This is a genomic window from Solimonas sp. K1W22B-7, from assembly GCF_003428335.1.
In the GTDB taxonomy this organism is placed as follows: domain Bacteria; phylum Pseudomonadota; class Gammaproteobacteria; order Nevskiales; family Nevskiaceae; genus Solimonas_A.
In genome coordinates this window covers 5,349,205-5,373,342 of sequence record NZ_CP031704.1, presented here as the reverse complement: position 1 = coordinate 5,373,342, position 24,138 = coordinate 5,349,205, and the positions used below count along the sequence as shown (strand labels likewise).

17 protein-coding genes are annotated in these 24,138 nt (G+C 68.7%); 16 read left to right on the top strand and 1 reads right to left on the bottom strand.

All coding sequences use genetic code 11. The annotated features are described in order from the left end of the window. Window positions 1-167: 167 nt before the first annotated feature. The 12 genes from rpmH (at window position 168) to D0B54_RS23980 (ending at window position 16,637) form a co-directional block, all read left to right on the top strand. Window positions 168-308 carry a 50S ribosomal protein L34 gene (gene rpmH / locus D0B54_RS24035; protein WP_117294916.1) on the top strand — a complete coding sequence of 47 codons (141 nt, stop codon included), beginning with the start codon at window positions 168-170 and terminating at the stop codon, window positions 306-308. A 10-nt stretch (window positions 309-318) separates the two neighbouring features. Next, the gene (gene rnpA, locus D0B54_RS24030) at window positions 319-684 is read left to right on the top strand and encodes a ribonuclease P protein component (RefSeq protein WP_117294914.1); all 366 of its coding nucleotides are present in this window, start codon (window positions 319-321) and stop codon (window positions 682-684) included. Next, a complete protein-coding gene (gene yidD / locus D0B54_RS24025; RefSeq protein ID WP_117294913.1) occupies window positions 660-917 on the top strand; it encodes a membrane protein insertion efficiency factor YidD in 258 nt (85 codons plus the stop codon). Before rnpA ends, yidD begins: the two co-directional genes overlap by 25 nt. A gap of 6 nt (window positions 918-923) precedes the next feature. Then, window positions 924-2,618, top strand: a complete 1,695-nt coding sequence (gene yidC / locus D0B54_RS24020) for a membrane protein insertase YidC (protein ID WP_117294911.1) — start codon at window positions 924-926, stop codon at window positions 2,616-2,618. A gap of 116 nt (window positions 2,619-2,734) precedes the next feature. Further along, window positions 2,735-4,084 carry a tRNA uridine-5-carboxymethylaminomethyl(34) synthesis GTPase MnmE gene (mnmE, locus tag D0B54_RS24015; protein ID WP_117294909.1) on the top strand — a complete coding sequence of 450 codons (1,350 nt, stop codon included), beginning with the start codon at window positions 2,735-2,737 and terminating at the stop codon, window positions 4,082-4,084. Window positions 4,085-4,089: 5 nt separating this feature from the next. Next, a complete protein-coding gene (locus tag D0B54_RS24010) occupies window positions 4,090-4,455 on the top strand; it encodes a DUF2784 domain-containing protein (protein WP_117294907.1) in 366 nt (121 codons plus the stop codon). A gap of 283 nt (window positions 4,456-4,738) precedes the next feature. Beyond that, window positions 4,739-6,022 carry a TolC family protein gene (locus D0B54_RS24005; RefSeq protein ID WP_162932676.1) on the top strand — a complete coding sequence of 428 codons (1,284 nt, stop codon included), beginning with the start codon at window positions 4,739-4,741 and terminating at the stop codon, window positions 6,020-6,022. Between the two features lie 26 nt (window positions 6,023-6,048). After that, window positions 6,049-12,066: a cadherin domain-containing protein gene (locus D0B54_RS24000; protein WP_117294903.1), complete on the top strand. Its 6,018-nt coding sequence runs from the start codon at window positions 6,049-6,051 to the stop codon at window positions 12,064-12,066. A gap of 3 nt (window positions 12,067-12,069) precedes the next feature. Then, window positions 12,070-14,238: a type I secretion system permease/ATPase gene (locus D0B54_RS23995; RefSeq protein ID WP_117294901.1), complete on the top strand. Its 2,169-nt coding sequence runs from the start codon at window positions 12,070-12,072 to the stop codon at window positions 14,236-14,238. Next, window positions 14,235-15,467, top strand: a complete 1,233-nt coding sequence (locus D0B54_RS23990; protein WP_117294899.1) for an HlyD family type I secretion periplasmic adaptor subunit — start codon at window positions 14,235-14,237, stop codon at window positions 15,465-15,467. The genes D0B54_RS23995 and D0B54_RS23990 overlap by 4 nt, the downstream gene beginning before the upstream one ends. A 202-nt stretch (window positions 15,468-15,669) precedes the next feature. After that, the gene (locus D0B54_RS23985; RefSeq protein ID WP_117294898.1) at window positions 15,670-16,119 is read left to right on the top strand and encodes a YiiD C-terminal domain-containing protein; all 450 of its coding nucleotides are present in this window, start codon (window positions 15,670-15,672) and stop codon (window positions 16,117-16,119) included. Next, window positions 16,116-16,637 (top strand): NUDIX domain-containing protein, encoded by a 522-nt coding sequence (locus D0B54_RS23980; RefSeq protein ID WP_117294896.1) that lies wholly within the window; start codon window positions 16,116-16,118, stop codon window positions 16,635-16,637. The genes D0B54_RS23985 and D0B54_RS23980 overlap by 4 nt, the downstream gene beginning before the upstream one ends. Window positions 16,638-16,817: 180 nt before the next feature. On the opposite strand, the gene D0B54_RS23975 is transcribed toward D0B54_RS23980, so the two are convergent. Beyond that, a complete protein-coding gene (locus D0B54_RS23975; RefSeq protein ID WP_117294894.1) occupies window positions 16,818-17,732 on the bottom strand; it encodes a LysR family transcriptional regulator in 915 nt (304 codons plus the stop codon). 309 nt (window positions 17,733-18,041) lie between these two features. On the opposite strand from D0B54_RS23975, the gene aceE reads away from it, so the two are divergent. From aceE to D0B54_RS23955, 4 genes are all read left to right on the top strand, one after another. Next, entirely contained in the window at window positions 18,042-20,699 is a 2,658-nt protein-coding gene (aceE, locus tag D0B54_RS23970) for a pyruvate dehydrogenase (acetyl-transferring), homodimeric type (RefSeq protein WP_240433509.1), read from the top strand. Window positions 20,700-20,702: 3 nt separating this feature from the next. Beyond that, entirely contained in the window at window positions 20,703-22,355 is a 1,653-nt protein-coding gene (gene aceF, locus D0B54_RS23965) for a dihydrolipoyllysine-residue acetyltransferase (RefSeq protein ID WP_117294890.1), read from the top strand. 101 nt (window positions 22,356-22,456) lie between these two features. Beyond that, window positions 22,457-23,056 (top strand): TIGR04211 family SH3 domain-containing protein, encoded by a 600-nt coding sequence (locus D0B54_RS23960; protein ID WP_117294888.1) that lies wholly within the window; start codon window positions 22,457-22,459, stop codon window positions 23,054-23,056. Between the two features lie 62 nt (window positions 23,057-23,118). Then, window positions 23,119-24,135, top strand: a complete 1,017-nt coding sequence (locus D0B54_RS23955; RefSeq protein ID WP_117294886.1) for an MBL fold metallo-hydrolase — start codon at window positions 23,119-23,121, stop codon at window positions 24,133-24,135. The last annotated feature ends 3 nt before the right edge of the window (window positions 24,136-24,138 follow it).

The window sequence follows — 24,138 nt, the reverse complement described above, 5'->3', positions numbered from 1 at the left end:
CTCGCTCTAATAATTAGTATGGGGCGTCTGGAGCGCCGGGCAGGCAGTCTACCCGTTCGGAAAGGACTTATCCACAGCCTCAATACGGCTGGGGGCTTGCTGTTCTGGGCCCGCTACGGATAAAATCCGCGCCCTTTTGCATCAACACACGTTTTCAGGGTGATGTCATGGCAACCAAGCGTACCTACCAGCCGAAGAAACTGCGTCGCGCCCGCACGCACGGCTTCCGCGCCCGCATGGCGACCGTCGGTGGCCGCAAGGTCATCTCGCGCCGCCGCGCCAAGGGCCGCAAGCGCCTGATCCCGTAAGGATCGAGCGATGACGGCGCGCTTTCCGCGGCGCGCCCGCCTGCAGAAGCCCGGCGAGTTCAAGGCGGCTTTTGAGCGCGGCAGCCGCCTCAACGAGAAGTGGCTGACCGCGCTGGTCGTTTCCGGCGAGGACCCGCAGTCCCGCCTGGGACTGGCGGTACCCAAGAAGGCGGTACCGCGCGCGGTGGACCGCAACCGCATCAAGCGCCAGATCCGCGAGAGCTACCGGCTGCGTCGCTCTGCCCTGCCGCCCCTGGACGTGGTGATCCTCGCCCGTGGCGGTTGCCTGCAGGCCACGCCCGCCCAGCTCAACGACGTGCTCGACCGGCTCTGGACCCGCGTGGTTGCCAAATGCGCACCCTCAGCCTCTTCCTGATCCGCTGCTACCAGCTCTTCATCAGCCCGCTGCTGGGGCCGCGCTGCCGTTTTTATCCCAGCTGCTCCCATTACACTGCCGAAGCGATTCGCCGCCATGGCTTTTGGCGCGGCGGGTGGCTAGGCTTACGCCGCCTCGCCCGCTGCCACCCGCTCAACCCCGGCGGCTACGATCCCGTCCCCGAACACCTTAGCGCGCAGCCGCAGAAACCCTGCCACTGCCCGCACCAATAACCCGAAATGGAAAACCGTCGTTTCATCCTGATCGCGCTGCTGGGCGTCGTCCTGTTTTTCCTCTACCAGGCCTGGCAGAAGGACTACGGCATGAAGCCGCCGCCGCCGAACCCCGCCGCGGTTGCCGCCGCGGCGATCGACGACGACATTCCCACCGCGCCCAAGCCCGCCGCCCTGGCTGCCGCTCCCGGCGAGACGCCGGCCGCCGCCGCCGTCACCGAAGCCCCGGCAGTGGCCAAGCGCATCCGCGTGGAGACCGACCTCTATATTGCGGAGATCGCCACCGAGGGCGGCGAACTGCGCCGCGTGGAGCTGAAGGGCTACGCGGTGTCGAAGGACAAGCAGGACCAGCACCTGGCCCTGCTCGACGACCGCAACGGCCGCTACTACGTGCTGCAGAGCGGTCTGGCCAGCAGCGCCGAGCCGCTGGTGACGCACAAGACGCTGTTCCACGCCGAGCAGGACGACTACCGCCTGGTCGAGGGCAGCGACCACGTCGACGTGGTGCTGACCACCCGGCAGGCGGGTCTCGAGGCGAAGAAGGTCTATCGCTTCAAGCGCGGCAGCTACCAGATCGCGCTGCAGCAGTCGCTCACCAACACCGGCACCGCCGCGATCGACGCGAGCCCCTACGTGCGCATCGCGCGCACCGACTACAAGAACGGCGACGAGCCGCGCTTCGCCTCGACCTTCACCGGCGTGGGCTTCTACGAGCAGAAGGAGCCGGGCCGCGACAGCTATCGCTTCGTCAAGACCAAGCTGGAGAACCTGCCCAAGGAACCGTTCGAGAAGCAGCAGCAGGGCGGCTGGATCGCCATGCTGCAGCACTACTTCGTCACCGCGATCCTGCCGCCGCCGGGCGAAGCGCTGACCCTGAGCGCCAAGCCTTCGCAGCAGCATGGCTACCTGGCGCAGTACGTCGGCGCCGCGAAAGAAGTGGCTCCCGGCGCGCAGGCCAGCTTCGACACCGGCCTCTACATCGGGCCCAAGCTGCAGGACAGCATCGGCAAGGAAGCCCATGGCCTGGAGCTGACGGTGGACTACGGCATCCTCACGCCGATCGCCGAGCCGCTGTTCTGGCTGCTGGAGAAGCTCCACAAGCTCACCGGCAACTGGGGCTGGGCCATCATCCTGCTGACCGTGGTGGTCAAGCTCATCATGTACAAGCTGTCGGAAGCGCAGTACCGCTCGATGGCGAAGATGAAGAAGTTCGCGCCCAAGCTGCAGGACATCAAGGAGCGCTACGGCGACGACCGCGAGCGCCAGCAGAAGGCGATGATGGAGCTGTACAAGAAAGAGGGCTTCAATCCGCTGGCGGGCTGCTGGCCGCTGCTGGTGCAGTTCCCGGTGTTCATCGCGCTGTACTGGGTGCTGCTGGAATCGGTGGAGCTGCGCCAGGTGCCCTTCGTGCTATGGCTGCAGGACCTGACCGCGCCGGATCCGTTCTACGTGCTGCCGGTGATCTTCGGCATCACCATGTTCGTGCAGCAGAAGCTGAGCGGCAACACGACGATGGACCCGATGCAGCAGAAGATCATGAACGTGATGCCGATCGGCATGACCGCGTTCTTCACCTTCTTCCAGTCCGGCCTGGTGCTGTACTGGGTGACGTCCAACCTCATCGGCATCGCGCAGCAGTGGTTCATCACGCGCAAGCTGGAGCGCGAGGAAACGGCGAAGGTGACGCTGGCCAAGCGCTAGCGCACGAACGGTCTTTCCATGTGGAAGCGGCTTTAGCCGCGATGCGTCGGTCACCGATCCATCGCGGCTAAAGCCGCTCCCACATTCGTTCTGAGGGCGCTGCTAAGCTTGCCGACGTGAGCGCCGCCACCGACACCATCGCCGCCATCGCCACCGCGCCCGGGCGCGGCGGGGTCGGCATCCTGCGCATTTCCGGGCCCGCCGCGCAGGCCATCGGTTCGGCCATCGCCGGCCCGCTGCCCGCGCCGCGCCAGGCCGGCCTGCGACCTTTCCGCGACGCCGACGCGACGCCGCTGGACGAGGGCATCGTGCTGCGCTTTCCCGCGCCGCAGTCCTACACCGGCGAGGACATCGTCGAGCTGCAGGGCCATGGCGGCCCGGTGGTGCTGGACCTGCTGCTGCGCCGCGCCTGCCAGCTCGGCGCGCGCATCGCCCGACCCGGCGAATTCTCCGAACGCGCCTTCCTCAACGGCCGCATGGACCTGGCGCAGGCCGAGGCGGTGGCCGACCTGATCAATGCCGGCACCGCGCAGGCCGCGCGCGCCGCGCAGCGCTCCCTGGAAGGCGCGTTGTCGCTGCGCGTCGATGCGCTGGCCGAGGAGCTGGTGGCGTTGCGGGTGTTCGTCGAGGGCGCGCTGGATTTTTCCGACGAGGATGTCGACTGGCTCGCCGACACGCAGCTGCGGGCGCGGCTGGAAAAGCTGATCGCCAGCCTCGACGAACTGCTGGCAGGCGCCGCCCAGGGCCGGCGCCTGCGCGAGGGCCTGGTGGTCGCGCTCACCGGCCAGCCCAATGTCGGCAAGTCCACCCTGCTCAACCGCCTGGCCGGCGCCGAGGTCGCAATCGTCACGCCGGTGGCCGGCACCACGCGCGACGTGCTGCGCGAGAACCTCGATCTCGGCGGCCTGCCGGTGACGGTGGTGGACACCGCCGGCCTGCGCGACAGCGAGGACATCGTGGAACGCGAGGGCATTCGCCGGGCGCGCGAGGCGCTGGCCAACGCCGAACTGGGCCTGTACCTGGTCGACGACCGCGCCGGTGCCGATGACACGGATCAGCAGCTGTTGGCCAGTCTCCCCGCGGGCCTGCCGGTGTGGGTGCTGCACAACAAGTGCGATCTCAGCGGCCATGCGCCCGAAGTGTTCGAGCGCGGCGGGCGGAGGCATCTGCGCTTCAGTGCCGGCAGCGGTGCTGGCCTGGAGTTGCTGCTGGCCGAAATCCGCCGCTTCGCTGGTGTCAGCAGCGGCGAGAGCGCCTTCTCCGCGCGCAGCCGCCACGTCGATGCGCTGCGCCGCGCGCGTGCCCTGGCCGGCGATGCGCAGGCGCGCCTGATCGAAACCGCGCTGCCGGAACTGGCCGCCGAGGAACTGCGCCTGGCGCACGAGGCCCTGGGCGAGATCACCGGGCGCTTCACCACCGAGGATCTGCTCGGGCGGATCTTCAGCAGCTTCTGCATCGGCAAATAGACCCCATGCTCTATGCCCTGCTCGCCGACGCCGTCGTCGCCTTCCACTTCTGCTTCATCCTGTTCGCGGTGTTCGGAGGGTTGCTGGCGGCGTGGCGCTGGAAGCTGCGCTGGCTGCACCTGCCGGCGCTGGCCTGGGCGGCGGGGATCATTTCGCTGCATGGCATCTGCCCGCTGACGCCGCTGGAAAACCATTTCCGGGAGCTGGCAGGACAGCAGGGCTATGCCGGCGGGTTCATCGACCACTACCTGCTGCCGCTGATCTATCCACCCGGGCTGACGCCCGCGACCCAGCTGTGGCTCGCGGTCCTGCTGGTGACGTTCAATGCAGGCCTGTACCTCTGGGCCTGGCGACGCCGCCCACGGCGCTGAATGCCCGATCACCGGAAAGTCCGGATCCCCGCCCGGTACGGGGTGGGCCGCGTCACGGGGAGGTGCTATAAACCCTGACGAACGGTGGCTCGTCAGGGGTGACAGCCGCCATGGCCGGGGGATTGCTGTGGGGTACGCGGGAAACAGCGCGGGGCTTCCGCAGAGCGGAACGCGACAGCCGGGAATCGGGGCTACGCTGCAAGGGCGTGGCGGGTCCGGCCGCTTCGTCCCCGGCCTGCTTCTGGGCTTTTCCCTGCTGCTCGCTGCGCCGGTCGCCACGGCATTGGAACTCACGGAAGCCGTGCCGCCGCCGTCGCCGGCCAGCACCGGCGCCGGCGGCGACACACTGAGCCTGCGGGAAGCCGTCGAGCGAGGCCTGCAGCACAGTCCGCGCCTCGGCTCGCTGGCCGCCGAGGAAGCGCGCGCCCAGGCGCGGCTGCGACAGCAGCGCGCCGGCTACCTGCCGCAGCTGGACCTGTCCTATCGCTATGGCCGCGACCACTACGAAAACATCAGCGTGCCCGCCGGCGACACCGTGAACCGCAGCGCGGCCGAAGTGCGCCTGAGCCAGCCGCTGTTCCGTGGCTTCGCCACCCGCAACGGCCTGCTCCAGCGCGAGGCGGAACTGGACGCCGCGCGCGGGCGCAGCGCCGACGGGCGCAACCAGCTGGCGCTGGAGATCGGCAGCGCCTACGCCGACGTGCTGGCCGGCCGCCGGCTGGTGGACCTGGCGGCGGAAAACCTGCAGCAGCACCAGCAGATCCAGGAGAGCGTGCGCTCGCTGGTGAACTCCGGTGTCGGCCGGCGCCCCGATATCGAACTCGGCGACAGCCGCATCAGTATCGGGCGCAGCGAGCTGGCGCTGCAGACGCAGCGCTTGCGCCAGGCCGAGGCCCGCTTCCGCCGTTGGGTCGGCGTGCTGCCCGGAAGCCTTGAGCCGCTGCCCGAACTGTCGGCGGGGTTTCCCCGCAGCCTGGATGCCGCCGTCGCGCAGGCGCAGCGGCAGAGCGACGTGCTGCGCCCGCTGCGCGACGAGGTCGAATCCGCGGGGCATGCCTACCGGGCCGCCAAGGCGGCGTGGTACCCGCAGCTGGACATGGTCGCCGCCTGGTCCAGCCGCGAGGACCATGACGGCATCGACAACGGCTTCCGCGACGAGGACAGCAGCCGCGTGGAACTGGTCGCCTCGCTCAAGGCCTTCGACGGCGGACTGACCCGCGCACGCGTCGCCGAACAGGCCGCGCAGCTCGAGGCCGCCCGGTTCCGCCTCGCCGAGGAGGAGCAGCGCCTGCGCGCCGACCTCGAGGAGGCCTGGTCGCAGATGGAGGCGGCCGAGCAGCGCCATGAACAGTTCGACCGCTACCAGCAGTCGACGGCCGAAGTGGACAAGGTCTACCGGCAGCAGTTCGCGGTGCGCCTGCGCAGCCTGCTCGACCTGCTGGATGCAATCGGTGAGAACGGCCGCGCCAGGGCGGCCATCGTCGGCAGCGAGCAGGAGCGGCAGCTGGCGCGGATGCGCGTGCTCGCCGGCATGGGCGTGCTGGCCGACAGCCTGAAGCAGCATTGAATGCGGTTTACGTGGTGGAGACGGTCATGAAAGCAGTGATTGCCAATCGCACCCAGAACGCGGATGCCCGGGATTTGACGCCGATGCGCGGGGGCGTGGTGGAAACGATCGCCGGTGCGCACTACCGGCTGGCCCAAGGCGCCGCCGCAGGGCTGACCGACCTGCGCGTGGAGGAGCGGGACCTGGTATTCCGGACCGACGGTGGCGGCGAATTCCGTCTCTCAGGCTTCTTCACCGAAGAAGCCGAGCCGCGGGCGACGATCGACCTGCCCCCGGGGCTGAGGGAACGCGTGCTGGCCCTGGCCGAACGGGACAGCGGCGACTCGCACCTGCAGCCACTGACCGAGCTCGCACTGGAACGCATGTTGCGCCCCGAGAGTACCGCGCAGGAGCCGCGGGAAGTGGCACGCGCACCACGCGTTGCGATCGCGGTAAACCTGGTGCCCGTGGTCGGCGAGGACCCTGCGGCGTCGGAGTGGACGGGGGACGAACCCCCCGGCGCTGCGCAGGTGGCGGGGCCAGCCACCGTGACCGCCAAGGATGCCGGCCTGCCGCCGGTGGCGATCGACAACCAGCAGTTTTCCGTAGACGAGAACAAGGCTGCCGGCACGGTGGTGGGGACGGTGGCGGCGAGTCACCCGACGGTGGGAGAAACTCTTACCTACTCGATCGTCGGCGCCACCCTGTCCGGCGTCTTCGCGATCGACTCCACCACCGGCGAACTGCGCGTGGCCAACCCGGCGCTGCTGAACTACGAATACGCTCCGGTGCAACAGGTATCGGTGCGCGTGACCGACAGCGCGGGGCTTGCGGATACGACAACGGTGCGGGTGAACCTGATCGACCAGCCCGACCCCGCCCTGGGGCGAGGCCAGGTATTTTCGGTTGACGAGAACAAGGCTGCCGGTACGGTGGTGGGGACGGTAGCGGCGGCGGGAGCGTCCCTCACCTACTCGATCGTCGGCGCCACCCTGTCCGGCGTCTTCGCGATCGACTCCACCACCGGCGAACTGCGCGTGGCCAACCCGGCGCTGCTGAACTACGAATACGCTCCGGTGCAACAGGTATCGGTGCGCGTGACCGACAGCGCGGGGCTTACGGATACGACAACGGTGCGGGTGAACCTGATCGACCAGCCCGACCCCGCCCTGGGGCGAGGCCAGGTATTTTCGGTTGACGAGAACAAGGCTGCCGGCACGGTGGTGGGGACGGTGGCGGCGAGTCACCCGACGGTGGGAGAAACTCTTACCTACTCGATCGTCGGCGCCACCCTGTCCGGCGTCTTCGCGATCGACTCCACCACCGGCGAACTGCGCGTGGCCAACCCGGCGCTGCTGAACTACGAATACGCTCCGGTGCAACAGGTATCGGTGCGCGTGACCGACAGCGCGGGGCTTGCGGATACGACAACGGTGCGGGTGAACCTGATCGACCAGCCCGACCCCGCCCTGGGGCGAGGCCAGGTATTTTCGGTTGACGAGAACAAGGCTGCCGGTACGGTGGTGGGGACGGTAGCGGCGGCGGGAGCGTCCCTCACCTACTCGATCGTCGGCGCCACCCTGTCCGGCGTCTTCGCGATCGACTCCACCACCGGCGAACTGCGCGTGGCCAACCCGGCGCTGCTGAACTACGAATACGCTCCGGTGCAACAGGTATCGGTGCGCGTGACCGACAGCGCGGGGCTTACGGATACGACAACGGTGCGGGTGAACCTGATCGACCAGCCCGACCCCGCCCTGGGGCGAGGCCAGGTATTTTCGGTTGACGAGAACAAGGCTGCCGGCACGGTGGTGGGGACGGTGGCGGCGAGTCACCCGACGGTGGGAGAAACTCTTACCTACTCGATCGTCGGCGCCACCCTGTCCGGCGTCTTCGCGATCGACTCCACCACCGGCGAACTGCGCGTGGCCAACCCGGCGCTGCTGAACTACGAATACGCTCCGGTGCAACAGGTATCGGTGCGCGTGACCGACAGCGCGGGGCTTGCGGATACGACAACGGTGCGGGTGAACCTGATCGACCAGCCCGACCCCGCCCTGGGGCGAGGCCAGGTATTTTCGGTTGACGAGAACAAGGCTGCCGGTACGGTGGTGGGGACGGTAGCGGCGGCGGGAGCGTCCCTCACCTACTCGATCGTCGGCGCCACCCTGTCCGGCGTCTTCGCGATCGACTCCACCACCGGCGAACTGCGCGTGGCCAACCCGGCGCTGCTGAACTACGAATACGCTCCGGTGCAACAGGTATCGGTGCGCGTGACCGACAGCGCGGGGCTTACGGATACGACAACGGTGCGGGTGAACCTGATCGATCTCAACGACAGCCCGGTCGACGCGCCCGTCATCAACAGCAGCAGCAGCTTAAGCGTCGACGAGAACACGACGGCGGTCGGCACGGTCGACGCCACCGATCCCGACGGCGACACCCTGAGCTACGCCATCACGGGCGCCGGCGACGACGACTTCCTCTTCCAGATCGACTCCGGCACCGGCGAGCTGAGCTTCTACGACGCAGCGAACTTCGAGCGGCCGGACGATCTCGACGGCGACAATGTCTACGAGGTCGAGGTCACGGCCAGCGACGGCGACCTCGTCACGACGCAGACGATCCTGGTGACGGTCAACGATGTGCCCGAGATGCCGGTGATCCTCAGCCCTACCGACCTGTACGCCACCACGATGCAGACCGCCGTGGGCCAGGTCGAGGCCGTCGATGACGATGGCGACACCCTGACCTACAGCATCATCGGCGGCGACGATGCGGCGCTGTTCGGCATCGACGCCAGTACCGGCGAACTGAGCTTCCTCGCGGCGCCGGATTACGACAACCCGGCGGATGTCGGGGGTGTGGCCGGCGACAACGCCTACGAAGTGCAGGTGCAGGTCAGCGACGGGACCTTCGACATCCCGCAGAATGTGACCGTCCACGTCTCCAGCATCGTCTTCGGCAGCGCCGACAGCTTCAGCACCGAGGAGAACCGCTACGGCGTCGGCACGGTTTCCGCCACCGTGCCGGGCGGCGGCGCGATCACCTACTCCATCCTCGGCGGCGCCGATGCCGATCTGTTCGCGATCGACGCCAGCAGCGGGGCATTGGTCTTCGTCGACAAGCCGGACTACGAGCGGCCGTTCGGCTGCGGCTGCAGCGCCGACAACGTCTACCAGGTGCAGGTAGGCGCCAGCGACGGCAGCCAGACCAACGCGCAGACGATCGAGGTGACGGTCACCGACCTGCCCGACGAGTTCGACCTGGCCGATCTCGACGGCAGCAACGGCTTCCGCATTCCGGGCCTGGCGGCGGACGATGCCACCGGCTTCGTGGTAAGCGCCGCGGGCGACGTCAACAACGATGGCTACGCGGACATCCTGGTCGGCACGCCCGACCCGGGCTGTGGCTGCAACGGCGGCACGGCCTACCTGATCTTCGGCTCCGCTGCCGGCCCCGGAGCCAGCCTGGACCTGACCGCGCTGGACGGCAGCAACGGCTTCCGCATCGACCGCCCCGCGGGCGATGGCTTCGGCGTGGCGATGGCGGGCGCGGGCGACGTCAACGGCGACGGCTATGATGACCTGATCGTCGGCGCCCCGGGCGGGCGGGACGCCAACGGCTTCTTCAGCGATCCCGGCACGACCTATGTGATCTTCGGTGCTGCCGGCGGCTTCGACGCCAGCTTCGATCTCGACACACTGGACGGCAGCAACGGCTTCAGCATCGTCGGCGAAGCGGCGGGGGACGCCAGCGGCTACTCGGTCAGCAGCGCCGGCGATGTCAACGGCGATGGCTTCGCCGACCTGCTGATCGGTGCTCCCGCCGCCGGTTACGCCGGTGCGGCCTTCGCCGGCGCCAGCTACCTGGTCTACGGTACCGACACCGGGTTCGACCCGGAGCTGGACCTGACCACGCTGGACGGCAGCAACGGCGCACGCCTGCAGGGTACCGGTGACCTCGAGGGCCTGGGCATCGCCGTCAGCAGCGCGGGGGACGTCAACGGCGATGGCTATGACGACCTGCTGATCGGCGCAGCGGGCGATGGCGTTGCCGGCCGCGCCTACGTGGTCTTCGGCAGCGCCGCCGGCATCGATCCCGCGCTGGACCTGGCCACGCTGGATGGTTCCGAGGGCTACCGCATCAATGGCAGCGACTCCGACCTGCTGTCCACGGCCATCTCCTCCGCCGGCGACCTCAATGGCGACGGCTTCGACGACCTGCTGCTCGGCGCGCCGGGCCACAGTCCGGCCACGCTGACGCCGGAGGACATGAGCTTCTCGCCCGGCTGGCACATGACGGTGATCCGCTCGGCCGATCCGCTGCTGAGCCTGGCGGATGCCGACCATGCCATCGCCCACCCGGAAGACCCGATCCTCAGCAGCAACACCGACGCCTTCAACTTCGGGACCGGCGGAAACGGCGAGGTGGCCGACGAGAACCCCGATGGGGTGGACTACAACGACGAGGACAACGACAACAGCGTCGTGGTTGGCGAGGGGGAGATCCGCATCACCACGGCCGGCAGCTGGACCTTCGCGCTGGGCAGCGACGACGGCGCCCGGCTGCAGATCGACCTCAACCGTGACGGCGACTACGACGATGCCGACGAGACCCGGGAATTTTCCGGGACCGGCGATCACGTGGCGGAGTTCACGTTCACGGCCCCGGGCGGCTACGACATCCGCACCACGGTGTTCAACAGCGTCGGCGATTTCTACGGCGAGCTGCACGCGGCGCAGGGCAGCCACCTGGCCTACAACAGCACCGACTTCCGCCTGGTGGGCGACACCGACGCCGGCGGCCTGGAGATCAACTCGGCCTTCACGTCCAATCTCGCCGGTGCCGCCTATGTGATCTTCGGGCACGCGGGTGTCCACGAGGCCAGCGTGGACGTGACCGCGCTGGACGGCAGCAACGGCTTCCGCATCGACGGCGACAGCATCGGGGGGTCCGCCGGCCGCGCGGTGTCCGCGGCGGGTGACATCAACGGCGACGGCATCGAGGACATCCTGGTGGGTGCGCCGGGCAATTCCGCCGACGGTGTCATCTTCCGCGGCGCTGTCTACGTGATCTACGGCAGCCTCGACGGCTTCGACGCCGACATCAACCTCGACGATCTCGACGGCCGCAACGGCTTCCGCGTGCTGGGCAGCGCCGATTACGAGTATGCCGGCGCCTCGGTGTCCGGCGCCGGGGATGTGAACGGCGACGGGCTTGACGACCTGCTGATCGGCTCGCCCGGCGCCTTTCCCACCGGCACGTATGCCGGCGACGCCGCGGTGTTCTACGGCTTCGACCCCACCGGACGCTATAACCTCGTGGGCGACATGGGCGCGAGCTTCGTCATCATCGGTCCCAGCGACACGGGCATCCTCGCCCTCGGCGGCGATGACACCGTCTACGGCCACTTTGGCGACAACGTCATCAACCTCGGCGATGGCAATGACACCGCGGTCGGCTTCAACGGCAACGACCGGCTGATCGGCGGTGCCGGCAACGACACGCTGCTCGGCGATGAGGACGACGACACGCTGCTCGGCGGCGATGGCGATGACTACCTGTACGGCGGCGCCAATGCCGACCGGCTGCTGGGCGGCGCCGGCGTCGATTACCTGACCGGCGATGCGGGCGACGACCGGCTCCACGGCGGCAGCGGTGTCGACGAACTGCAGGGCGGTGCCGACAACGACGTCCTGAGCTACGATGCGGTCGACACCCTGGTCGATGGCGGCAGCGGAATCGACGCCTTGACGCTGAGCAACGGCGACTCCCTGGACTTCACCGCGATCGCCCAGAATGTCCTGCTGGGCATCGAGGTCATCGACCTGAAGACCGATGCCGCTGCCAACACCGTCATCCTGTCCATCAACGATGTGCTCGACATGTCTGACAGCGATGCCCTGGTGATCGGCGGCGACAGCAATGACCAGGCGCTGCTCGATGCGAGCTTCGTTGATGCGGGCCCTGCGAACATCGGCGGCCTGGTCTTCGACAGCTATGTCGCGGGCGGCGCAACGGTCTACGTCGAGCAGGGCATCCCGGTGAACTTCTTCATCTGACCCGTGCTGCCCGCTCCTCCGCCCGATGCCGGACTCGCGCCGATCACGCCGGCCGGTGATCCCGATCCGCTGCTGGCCTGCCTGCGGTGGTTCTGCGGCCGCGAGGGCCGCAGCTTTTCGGCGGAGGCCCTGACCGCGCGCCTGCCGCTGGCGGGCGGCCGCTTGTCGGTGGAGCAGTTCCCGATGGCGGCGGAGCGGGCCGGCTTCGACAGCCGGCTGCTGCAGCGGCCGCTGGCGCAGCTCTCGCCGCTGCTGCTGCCGGCGCTGCTGCTGTGCCGCGACGGCCAGGCTTGCGTGCTGCTGGGCCGCTCCGCGGAGGGGCGCTGCCGCATCTGGCTGCCGGAGGCGCAGGCCGAACGCGACCTGGAGATCGCGACCCTGGAGGAAAACTACGGCGGCTACTGCCTGCTGCTGGCGCCGCGCCACAAGCTGGAGGCCCGCGCGACCCAGTACGAGGAGACGGGACCGAAGAACTGGTTCTGGAGCGCGCTGTGGCAGTACCGCGGCCTCTACGGCCAGGTGGTGCTGGCGGCGCTGCTGGTGAACCTGATCGCGCTGGCGCTGCCGCTGTTCACCATGAACGTCTACGACCGCGTGGTGCCCAACCGTGCGGTAGAGACGCTGTGGGTGCTGGCGGTGGGTGCGACGCTGGCGCTGGGCTTCGACGCGCTGCTGCGCGTGCTGCGCGGCTGGTTCATCGACATCGCCGGGCGCGGAGCCGACCTGCTGCTGGCCGAGCGCATGATGGGCCAGGTGTTCAATACGCGGCTGGAGCACCGGCCGAAGTCCGCCGGCTCCTTCGCCAGCCAGCTCGGCGAGTTCGAGTCGGTGCGCGAGTTCTTCACCTCCGCCACGCTGGCGACGCTGGTGGACCTGCCCTTCGCGCTGCTGTTCGTTGCGGTGATCGGCATCATCGGGGGTCCGTTGGCGCTGGTGCCGCTGCTGTTGCTGCCGCTGAGCCTGGCCGCGGCCTGGCTGATGGAGCGGCCGCTACGCGCCGCCGTGGCCGAGGCGCAGCGCGAGGGCAGCCAGAAGCAGGCCATCGCGGTGGAAGCGGTGTCCGGCCTGGAGGCGCTGAAGTCGGCCGGCGCCGAGGGACCGATGATGCACCGCTGGCTGGGCCACGTGGCCCGTGCCGCGCAGGCGGGGCTGCGCTCGCGCCACTATTCCTCGCTGGCGACGCATGCCAGCGGCTTCCTGCAGCAGTTCGCCAGCATCGTGGTGGTGGTGGCCGGCGTCTACCTGATCGTCGACGGCAAGCTGACCATGGGCGGGCTGATCGCCTGCAGCATCCTCACCGGGCGCGCGCTGGCGCCGATGGGCGCGCTGACCAACCTGCTGTCGCGCTGGAGCCGCACGCGCGTGGCGCTGGAAAGCCTCAACGCGATCATGGCGCAGCCCACGGAGCGCCCGCCGGAGCGCCGTTACCTGCACCGCCCGCGCCTGGACGGTGCCATCAGCGTCCAGCAGCTGCTGTTCCGCTACCCGGAGCAGGCCGCCGCGGCACTGGACCGCGTCAGCCTGGAGATCCGCCCCGGCGAGCGCGTCGGCGTGCTGGGGCGCATCGGCAGCGGCAAGAGCACGATCGCCCGCCTGCTGCAGGGCCTGTACCAGCCGCAGGAGGGCACGCTGCTGTTCGACCAGATCGACATCGCGCAGATCGACCCCGCCGACCTGCGCCGCAACGTCGCCGTGGTGCCGCAGGATGCGCTGCTGTTCTACGGCACGGCGCGCGACAACATCGCCCTGTCGCGGCCCGACGCCAGCGACGCCGAGATCCTGGCCGTGGCGCGCATCAGCGGTGCCGACAGCTTCCTGCGCCTGCACCCCGAGGGCTACGACATGGTCATCGGCGAGCGAGGCGAAGGCCTGTCCGGCGGCCAGCGGCAGTGCATCGCCATTGCCCGCGCGCTGCTGCTGGACGCGCCGATCCTGGTGCTGGACGAGCCCAGCAGCGCGATGGACGACAACACCGAGCGCGCCTTTGTCGAGGCGCTGGAGCAGCACTTGCAGGGGCGCACGCTGGTGCTGATGACGCACAAGCCCAGCCTGCTGCGCCTGGTGGACCGCCTGGTGGTGCTGGAGCGCGGCAAGCTGCTGCTGTCGGGTCCGCGGGATGCGGTGCTGGAGCAGCTGCGCGGCGGCGGCAAGCCCGCGGGAGCGGCGCCATGATGCTGCCGCGGCCCAAGCCGCAGCTGCTGCCCCGTGCCGGCGAGACCGACTACGTCGCGCAGGGCCAGCTGGCGCTGATCCGCCAGGCGCCCGGCTGGAGCCGCTACCTGCTGTGGGGCGTGGCGGCGCTGATGCTGACCGGCCTGGCCTGGGCGGCCTGGGCCGAGGTGGACGAGGTGACGCACGGCGAGGCGCAGGTCATTCCGTCCTCGCAGGTGCAGGTGATCCAGAGCCTGGAAGGCGGCATCGTGTCCGAGATGAAGGTGCGCCAGGGTGATGTGGTGCAGGCCGGCCAGACGCTGGCACGCATCGACGACACGCGCTTCTCCTCGTCGGTGGACGAGACCCAGGCCAAGCTGATGGGTCTGAGCGCCGCCGTGGCGCGGCTGGAGGCGGAGGTGGCCGGCGCAGGCCGCGTCAGCTTTCCCGAGAACATCCGCAAGGCCCGTCCCGACCTGATCGCCAGCGAGCAGAACCTGTTCGACTCGCGGGCGCGCGAGTTGTCGCAGGCCGTGGGCGGCCTCGACAGCAGCCTGCAGCTGGCACGGCGCGAGTACGACATGGCGGCGCCGCTGGTGCGCGAGGGCGTGATGTCGCAGATGGACGAGATCCGCATGAAGCGCGACATCGGCGAACTGCAGGCCAAGATCTCGGAGCGCCGCAATGCCTACCGCTCCGCCGCCTCGGCCGAGCTGTCGAAGAACCAGGCGGAACTGGCGATCTACCGCGGCACCCTGCGCGGCGCCGCCGACCGCGTCTCGCGCACCGAGCTGAAGTCGCCGGTGCGCGGCGTGGTCAAGCAGATCGCGGTGAACACGGTGGGCGGCGTGGTGGCACCGGGGGCGGAAATCATGCAGATCGTGCCGCTGGATGACACGCTGCTGGTGGAGGCCAAGCTGCGGCCGCAGGACATCGCCTTCATCCGGCCGGGCCAGCAGGCCACGGTCAAGATCACGGCCTACGACTACGGCATCTTCGGCGGCCTGGACGGCAAGGTGGAGATGATCAGCGCCGATTCCATTGTCGACGAGCGCGACCAGCGCCGCGAAAGCTACTTCCACGTGCGCGTGCGTACCGACCGCAGCTACCTGGGAACCGAGGCCAAGCCGCTGCCGATCATCCCGGGCATGACGGCGCAGGTGGACGTGCTCACCGGGCGCAAGACCATCCTTCACTACCTGCTCAAGCCGATCAACAAGGCCAGGGAGCGGGCGCTGCGCGAGCGTTAGAGGCTGACCTTGTTCATGTAGGAGCGAGCAAGCGCGCTCCTACAGATTCGAGGGCCGCGGTGGGCAGGAGCCCGTCCGTAGCCCGTAGGGTGCGCATCGCGCACGCGGGGCAATCCTGGCCTGCCTGAATGGTGCGCGATGCGCACCCTACGGACCCGCGGGTGTTGCCGCCTGCCCGCCTCGGCGGTCATCATCCGCGGCCATGACCATCGAAGAAACCAGCGCCTACCTGCACCGCAGCATCCCGCTCACCGCGGCGATGGACGTGCGCGTGCTGGCGCAGGAACCGGGGCGCGTGGAGATCCTGGCGCCGATCGCGGCCAATGCGAATCACCATGGCAGCGCCTTCGGCGGCAGCCTGTCGACGCTGGCGATCCTCAGCGGCTGGGTGCTGGTGCAGCAGTCGCTGGATGCCGCCGGGGTCGAGGCGAAGCTGATGGTCCAGCGCAGCGAGTGCGATTACCTGGAGCCGGCGCTGGCCGATTTCAGCGCCGAAAGCCGCCTGCCCGAGGCCGAGTGGCCGCGCTTCCTGCAGATGCTGCAGAAGCGCGGGCGTGCGAGGATCACCGTCAATACCACCATCCGTATCGGCGCGCGCGAAGTGGCGCGCGCCAGCGGCACCTATGCCGCGATCAAGCAAGGAAACCCATGAGCCGATTCCGATTCTGTCCGCAATGCGGTACGCCGCTGGCCTCGCAGGACCGCGAGGGTGTACCGCGCATGGTCTGCGGCATGAACTGCGGCTACGTGTTCTGGAACAACCCGACGCCGGTGGTGGCCGCAGTGGTGCAGCATGGCGACGACCTGATCCTGGCGCGCAACGTCGCCTGGCCGGGCAAGTTCTTCGCGCTGGTCACCGGCTTCCTCGAGGCCAGCGATCCGTCGCCGGAAGAGGCGGTGGTGCGCGAGGTGGAAGAGGAACTGGGCCTCAAGGGCCGCACGCCGACCTTCATCGGGCACTACCGCTTCGAGCGCATGAACCAGATCATCATCGCCTATCACGTCATCGCCGAAGGCGAGATCCATCTCGGGGCGGAGCTGGCGGAGTACATCCGCGTGCCGCCGGCGCAGGCGACGTACTGGCCGGCGGCGACGGGGCTGGCGCTGCGGGACTGGCTGCGTGGGCAGGGGCATGATCCGCAGGAAATCCAGTTGCCGGGGCGGCGCTGAAAATCCCTGATCTTCCACCTGTACGGACGCCCATGTAGGAGCGGCTGTTAGCCGCGACAGCGCGGTCGCGGCTAACAGCCGCTCCTACATTCGTTGACTTCTCCAAGTGGGAGCGAGGCGAGTCGCGATCTTGATGAGCGTCAAAAGATCGCGACTTGCGTCGCTCCCACGTGCAAGCTGTCAGCTCTTGCCCTTCTTCGTCTTGCCGCGCCCCACCCGTTCCCGCGCCAGCGCCACCATGTTCGCCACCGTCGGCGAATCATCCCCCTCGCGGTACACCAGGCTCATGCGCGCGCGCGGCGCGTCGCCGGCGATGGCGCGATAGGTCACGCCTTCCGAGTTCACCTGCTGCATCGAGGCCGGCACCAGCGAGACGCCGAGGCCGGCGGCGACCAGGTTGACGATCGAGGTGACCTGCGAGGCTTCCTGCGTTACGCGCGGGCTGAAGCCGCTGCGCTGGCAGGCGGCGATGATCTCGTCGTAGAGGCCGGAGCCGACCAGGCGTGGGAACAGCACGAAGTTCTCCGAGGCCAGGCCCCACAGCGACAGCGTGCGGAAGCGCGCCAGCGGGTGGCCCTGCGGCAGCGCCACCAGGATGTCCTCGTCGAACAGGTGCTCGGTGACCAGGCCGGCACTGTCTCCCAGCAGGGGCCGCACGAAGGCGAGGTCGGCGCTGTTGCCCAGCACGGCGGCGGCCAGCGCCGGAGTGCTGTTCTCGTCGATCGCCAGCGCCACCTCGGGATAGCGCTGGCCGAACTCGCGGATCACGCGCGGCACGAAGGGGTGGAAGGGCGCGGAGTTGATCATGCCGACGCGCAGCCGGCCCTGCTCGCCGCGGGCGACGCGCTGCGCCTGGCCGCTGGCGCGCGCGACGCTGGCCAGGATCGCGCGGGCGTCGTCGAAGAAGCTGCGGCCGGCGTCGGTCAGGGCGACGCCGCGCGGCAGGCGGCGGAACAGGTCCAGGCCCAGTTCCTGTTCCAGCTGCTGGATCTGCTGCGACAGCGGCGGCTGGCCGATGCCCAGCCGTGCCGCCGCACGGGTGAAGTGCAGCTCCTCGGCGACGGCGACGAAGTAGCGCAGGTGACGCAGTTCCATAAGGTATATGTAGAAAGTATGGCAAATGCCTGATTCATATATTGGACATATGCATGGGGCACTGTCTACAGTCCGGCCGATTGAGTCAGACTAGATTCGGGGTCTGCTAGCACTACCGCCGCCACAGCGGTGCCCCCTGCAGGGGCACCCCGAGGGGCGGGGCCGCCTGAGCGCATGGCTGCGTCCCGAGCCGCTTATGTACATCAAGTACACCACGCGTCTCGGGACATTGCCCTGCACTCAGGCGACCTCCGCCGCTGCGGCTGCAGTAGCGCTAGCAGACCCCTCCACGCAGTCGAGGAGCAGGCCGTGGCACAGAACGAAGATATCGACAGCGCGGAAACCGCCGAATGGCTGGAAGCGCTGGAAGCCGTGCTCAAGCACGCCGGCCCGGAGCGTGCGCACCAGCTGCTGGAGGCGCTGCAGCAGAAGGCGCGCCGCGGCGGCGTGAACCTGCCCTACTCGGCCAGCACGCCCTACCTCAACACCATCCCGCCCGGCCTGGAGGAACGCTCCCCCGGCGATCACTCGCTGGAGTGGAAGATCCGCTCGATCATCCGCTGGAACGCGATGGCGATGGTGGTCAACGCCAACCGCGAGCATTCCGGCATCGGCGGGCACATCGCCAGCTTCGCCTCGTCGGCGACGCTGTATGACGTGGGCTTCAACCATTTCTGGAAGGGCCCGGATCATCCGTTGGGAGGCGACCTGGTCTACATCCAGGGCCACGTCACGCCGGGCATCTATGCGCGCGCCTTCCTCGAGGGACGCCTGACCGAGCAGGACCTGCGGCGCTTCCGCATGGAGGCGCTGGACAAGGGCCTGTCGTCCTACCCGCATCCCTGGCTGATGCCGGACTTCTGGCAGATGCCGACCGTGAGCATGGGCCTGGGCCCGATCATGGCGATCTACCAGGCGCGGCTGATGAAGTACCTGCACAACCGTGGCATCGCCGACATGACCGGCCGCAAGGTCTGGTGCTTCTGCGGCGACGGCGAGATGGACGAACCCGAGAGCCTGGGCGCCATCGACATCGCCGAGCGCGAGAAGCTCGACAACCTGGTGTTCGTGGTCAACTGCAACCTGCAGCGCCTCGACGGCCCGGTGCGCGGCAACGGCAAGATCATCCAGGAACTGGAGGGCATCTTCCGCGGCTCGGGCTGGAACGTGATCAAGCTGGTCTGGGGCTCGGCCTGGGACGCGCTGCTGGCGCAGGATGCCAGCGGCAAGCTCGTGGAGATCATGAACGAGACGGTCGACGGCGAGTACCAGAACTACAAGGCCAAGGGCGGCAAGTACACGCGCGACAACTTCTTCGGCAAGACGCCGGAGACGCTGCGCCTGGTCGAGAACATGTCGGACGACGACGTCGCGCGCCTGAACCGCGGCGGCCACGACCCGCACAAGGTCTATGCCGCCTACGCGGCGGCGGTGAAGCACGAGGGCTCGCCCACCGTGATCCTGGCCAAGACCGTGAAGGGCTACGGCATGGGCGAGGCCGGCGAGGGGCAGAACATCACGCACTCGCAGAAGAAGATGGGCGAGGACGCGCTGCGCAAGTTCCGCGACCGCTTCCAGATCCCCATTTCCGACGACCTGCTCGCCGGCATCCCGTTCTACCGCCCGGCCGAGGACTCGCCGGAGATCCAGTACCTGAAGGCGCGCCGCGAGGAACTCGGCGGCAGCCTGCCGCAGCGCCGTCCCAGCAAGGAGAAGCTGGAGATTCCGCCGCTGATCACTTTCCAGCGCCTGCTGGAGGGCACCGGCGAGCGCGAGATCAGCACCACCATGGCCTACGTGCAGTTCCTGCAGACGCTGCTGCGCGACAAGAACGTGGGCCCGCGCGTGGTGCCGATCATCCCCGACGAGGCGCGCACCTTCGGCATGGAGGGCATGTTCCGCCAGCTCGGCATCTACTCGGTGGTGGGCCAGAAGTACGCGCCGGAAGACGCCGACCAGCTGGCCTACTACAAGGAAGACATCAAGGGCCAGATCCTCGAGGAAGGCATCACCGAGGCCGGCGCGATGTCGTCCTGGGTAGCGGCCGCCACGGCCTATGCCAACCACGGCACGCCGCTGCTGCCGTTCTACATCTACTATTCGATGTTCGGCTTCCAGCGTATCGGCGACCTGGCCTGGGCGGCGGGCGACCTGCGCGCGCGCGGCTTCCTGCTGGGCGCCACCGCCGGCCGCACCACGCTCAACGGCGAGGGCCTGCAGCACGAGGACGGACACAGCCACATCTACTCCGCGGTGATCCCCAACTGCCGCTCCTACGATCCGGCCTTTGCCTATGAGCTGGCAGTGATCCTGCAGCACGGCATGGAGGAGATGTACGTCGAGCAGAAGGACTTCTACTACTACGTCAGCCTCTACAACGAGAACCACACGCACCCGCCGATGCCGGCCGGCATCGAGAGCGGCATCATCCGCGGCATGTACCTGCTGCGCTCGGAAGAGAAGCCGGGCGAGAAGCACGTGCAGCTGCTGGGCTCGGGCAGCATCCTGCGCGAGGTGATCGCCGCCGCCGAGCTGCTGAAGGAGGAATGGGGGGTGACCAGCGATGTCTGGAGCGTGCCCAGCTTCACCGAGCTGGCGCGCGACGGCATGGCCACCGAGCGCTGGAACCTGCTGCACCCGGACGCCAAGCCGAAGCAGAGTTACGTCGAGGAATGCCTCAAGGGCATGAGCGGCCCTGCGATCGCCAGCACCGACTGGGTGCGCGCCTACGCCGAGCAGATCCGCCCCTACGTGCCGATGCCCTTTCACGTGCTGGGCACCGACGGCTTCGGCCGCAGCGACAACCGCCCGGCGCTGCGCGATTTCTTCGAAGTCGACCGCCGCTGGATCGTGGTCAAGGCGCTCAAGGCCCTGGCCGAGCGCAAGCAGCTGCCGGTCGAGCGTGTGTCGCAGGCAATCAAGATCTACGGCATCAAGCCCAACCGCGCGGCACCCTGGACGGTATAAGCCATGGCCAATATCGACGTGAAGGTTCCGGACATCGGCGACAGCCATGATGTGCCGGTGATCGAGCTGCTGGTGAAGGACGGCGACACGGTGACCAAGGACCAGCCGCTGCTGGTGCTGGAATCCGACAAGGCGACCATGGAAGTGCCGGCGCCGGCCGCGGGCGTGGTGCGCGCGCTGCAGGTGAAGCTGGGCGACAAGCTCAATGCGGGCAGTGCGATCTGCCAGCTGGAGAGCGAGGGGGCTGCTGCTGCGCCGAAGCCGGCACCGAAGGCGGCTGCGATTCCGGAGAAAAAGATCGCGGCTGAAGCCGCTCCCACCAGGAAGGCGGAGGCGCCGGCTGCTGCACCTCAGGGTGGCGGCAGTGTCGAGGTGCGTATTCCCGATCTCGGCGACAGCCATGACGTGCCGGTGATCGAGTTGCTGGTCAAGGACGGCGACGCGGTCGAGAAGGATCAGCCGCTGCTGGTGCTGGAATCCGACAAGGCGACCATGGAGGTGCCGGCGCCGGCCGCGGGCACGGTGCGCGCGCTCAAGGTGAAGCTCGGGGACAAGCTGTCGAAGGGTGATGTGGTGTGTTCGCTGGAGGGTGCGGCGGGTGTGGCGCCGGCGACCAAGACGGAACCGGTGCCCGCAACCGCAGGGGTGGCCGTCCATGGCGCGACTTCTGCGCCCCAATCCACCCCGGCCCAGCCATCCATGGCTGGGCGCACGGCGGGGATCACTGCCATTCAAGGCAGTGATCCTTCTTCCGCCGTGCCCTACGCCGGTCCCGCCACGCGCCAGTTCGCGCGCAAGCTGGGCGTGGACCTGGCGAAGGTCAGGGGCTCGGGGCCGCGCGGGCGCATCGTCATCGAGGACGTGCAGGGCTTCGTCAAGGCGAAGCTCAGCGCGGCGCCGACGGCGGCCGCCGCAGTGTCCGGCGGCAGCGGCATTCCGCCGATTCCGGCGCAGGATTTTTCGCTCTACGGCGAGATCGAGAACAAGCCGCTGGCGCGCATCCGCAAGATTTCCGCCGCGCACCTGCACCGCAGCTGGCTCAACGTGCCGCATGTCACGCAGAACGACGAGGCCGACATCAGCGAGCTGGAGGCCTTCCGCAAGGCCCAGGGCGAGGAGCTGAACCTCAAGCTGACCCTGCTGCCCTTCATCATGAAGGCGGTGGCGGCGGTGATGAAGCAGTACCCGGAGTTCAACAGCTCGCTGTCGGCCGACGGCGAAAGCCTGGTGCTGAAGAAGTACTGCCACATCGGCTTTGCCGCCGACACGCCCAATGGCCTGGTGGTGCCGGTGGTGCGCGACGTCTGGTCCAAGGGCATCGTGCAGCTGTCCAACGAATGCGGCGAACTGGCGAAGAAGGCGCGCGACGGCAAGCTCAAGCCCGACGAGATGCGCGGCGGCTGCTTCTCGATCTCCTCGCTGGGCGGCATCGGTGGCAGCCACTTCACGCCGATCGTCAATGCGCCGGAAGTGGCGATCCTCGGCGTGTCGCGTTCGCAGATGAAGCCGGTGTGGGACGGCAAGGCCTTCCAGCCGCGCCTGATGTGCCCGCTGTCGCTGTCCTACGACCATCGCGTGATCGATGGCGCGGCGGCGGCGCGCTTCGTGGTGGCGCTGGGCAGGCTGCTGGGGGATATGCGGCGGCTGGCGTTGTAGGTACACACCGACCTGTTTGAGATAAAAGCTGAACGAACGCTGAAGCGCCGCGAAATAAAATCGTTTGTTTCGCGCCTTCGCATTGCTAGACTCCGACCGCTATGACACGGACGTTACTGCTGGTTTCCGTGCTGCTCGCTCCCACCCTGGCATTCGCCCAGTCGGCCGGACGGCAGCAATACATCTCCGACGACATCACCGTGACGCTGCGCGAGCAGCCTCGCAACGATGCCGCACCGGCCGGCGCGCTCAAGAGCGGCGCCAAGGTCAGCGTGCTCGAGTCGCTCGGCCCCGAAAGCTTCACGCGCATCCGCACGGCGGATGGCCGCGAGGGCTGGGTGACCTCGCGCTTCCTGTCCTCGCAGCCGGCGGCCAAGGAGCGCTACCTCCAGGCGCAACAGTCGCTGGACGAGGCGCAGAAGCGCGCGGCGAACCTGGAGCGTGAGTTGACCGCAGCGCAGCAGCAGCTGGGCCTGGCCAAGCCGGCCTTCGAGCTGGCGCGCGAGAACGAGGCGCTGAAGGCCTCCATCGCCAGCCTGCAGCAGGACAATGGCGCGATCCAGCAGCGCTATGACGTGGAGCGCGCCAAGCGCCGCACCCTGATCGCCGGCGCCAGCCTGGTCGGCGTCGGCGTGCTGCTGGGCCTGCTGCTGCCCTGGATCGGCGGCGGGCGCAAGAAGCGGCGCTACGGCGATTTCTGAGGCCTGAGGTTGCCGCCTGCCGGCGGCGATGGAATGCTGTCGTCCTCTGAAAGGGGCGACACATGACATTGCTGCGCCGGCTGCTGGTCGGGCTGATCGTGCTGCTGGGAATCCTGGCCGTGGTTCTCGCCTGGCTGCGCACGCGCGCGCCGGGCATGGAGGAGTACCGCGCGCACCGCTACGAGGCGCCACCGCAGCCGGGGGCGCTGACCGCCACCTGGTTCGGCGTCACCGCCCTGCTGCTGCAGGACGGCGAGCACGCGATCCTGATCGATCCCTTCTTCACGCGGCCCGAGGGCCTGCTGCCGCTGGTGCTGAACCGCGCCATCGCGCCGGATGAAACGCGCATCGCGGCGGCGCTGCTGGCCGCACGCATCAACCATCTGGACGCCGTGCTGGTATCGCACTCGCACTACGATCACGCGATGGACGCCGGCGTGGTGGCGAAGCTCACCGGCGCGATGCTGCTGGGTTCGGCCAGCACCGCCAACATCGGCCGCGGCGCCGGCCTGCCGGACGGGCGCATCCGCCGCGTCGAACCGGGCGAGCCGATCAGCATCGGCCGCTTCCGCATCCGCTTCATCGCCAGCCGCCATGCGGGCGCCAGCGGCGGCAAGCCCACCGGCGACATCACCGCGCCCCTGCGGGTGCCGGCGCACTACCTGGACTACAAGCTCGGCGGCGCCTACTCGATCCTGGTGGAGCATCCGCAGGGCACGGTGCTGCACCACGGCAGTGCCGGCTGGGAGCCGGGCGCCCTGGCCGGTCGGCATGCCGACCTGGTATTCCTGGGCGTGGCCCTGGTCGACGACCTGCCGGCCTACCTGCGCGAAACCGTGGACCTGGTCGGCGCGCGCCGCGTGATCCCGGTGCACTGGGACGATTTCAGCCGGCCGCTGGACCAGCCGCTGGTCCCCTTTCCCCTGATCGTGCGGCTGGACCGCTTCTTCGCCGACATGGCCGCCCAGCGGCCGGACGTGCAGGTCCAGACCCTGGAACTGGGCAAGCCGGTGACGCTGTTCCCGGCGTCAGTGCCGTCCGGCGCCGGCGCCAGTGCTCCCGGCCCGGAAATGCGCTAAAAC

What these genes read in the sequence shown, in the direction of transcription:
- rpmH (WP_117294916.1), top strand. Translation starts at nt 168, where the DNA reads ATGGCAACCAAGCGTACCTACCAGCCGAAGAAACTGCGTCGCGCCCGC.
- rnpA (WP_117294914.1), top strand. Translation starts at nt 319, where the DNA reads ATGACGGCGCGCTTTCCGCGGCGCGCCCGCCTGCAGAAGCCCGGCGAG.
- yidD (WP_117294913.1), top strand. Translation starts at nt 660, where the DNA reads ATGCGCACCCTCAGCCTCTTCCTGATCCGCTGCTACCAGCTCTTCATC.
- yidC (WP_117294911.1), top strand. Translation starts at nt 924, where the DNA reads ATGGAAAACCGTCGTTTCATCCTGATCGCGCTGCTGGGCGTCGTCCTG.
- D0B54_RS24010 (WP_117294907.1), top strand. Translation starts at nt 4,090, where the DNA reads ATGCTCTATGCCCTGCTCGCCGACGCCGTCGTCGCCTTCCACTTCTGC.
- D0B54_RS24000 (WP_117294903.1), top strand. Translation starts at nt 6,049, where the DNA reads ATGAAAGCAGTGATTGCCAATCGCACCCAGAACGCGGATGCCCGGGAT.
- D0B54_RS23990 (WP_117294899.1), top strand. Translation starts at nt 14,235, where the DNA reads ATGATGCTGCCGCGGCCCAAGCCGCAGCTGCTGCCCCGTGCCGGCGAG.
- D0B54_RS23985 (WP_117294898.1), top strand. Translation starts at nt 15,670, where the DNA reads ATGACCATCGAAGAAACCAGCGCCTACCTGCACCGCAGCATCCCGCTC.
- D0B54_RS23980 (WP_117294896.1), top strand. Translation starts at nt 16,116, where the DNA reads ATGAGCCGATTCCGATTCTGTCCGCAATGCGGTACGCCGCTGGCCTCG.
- D0B54_RS23975 (WP_117294894.1), bottom strand. Translation starts at nt 17,732, where the DNA reads ATGGAACTGCGTCACCTGCGCTACTTCGTCGCCGTCGCCGAGGAGCTG.
- aceF (WP_117294890.1), top strand. Translation starts at nt 20,703, where the DNA reads ATGGCCAATATCGACGTGAAGGTTCCGGACATCGGCGACAGCCATGAT.
- D0B54_RS23960 (WP_117294888.1), top strand. Translation starts at nt 22,457, where the DNA reads ATGACACGGACGTTACTGCTGGTTTCCGTGCTGCTCGCTCCCACCCTG.
- D0B54_RS23955 (WP_117294886.1), top strand. Translation starts at nt 23,119, where the DNA reads ATGACATTGCTGCGCCGGCTGCTGGTCGGGCTGATCGTGCTGCTGGGA.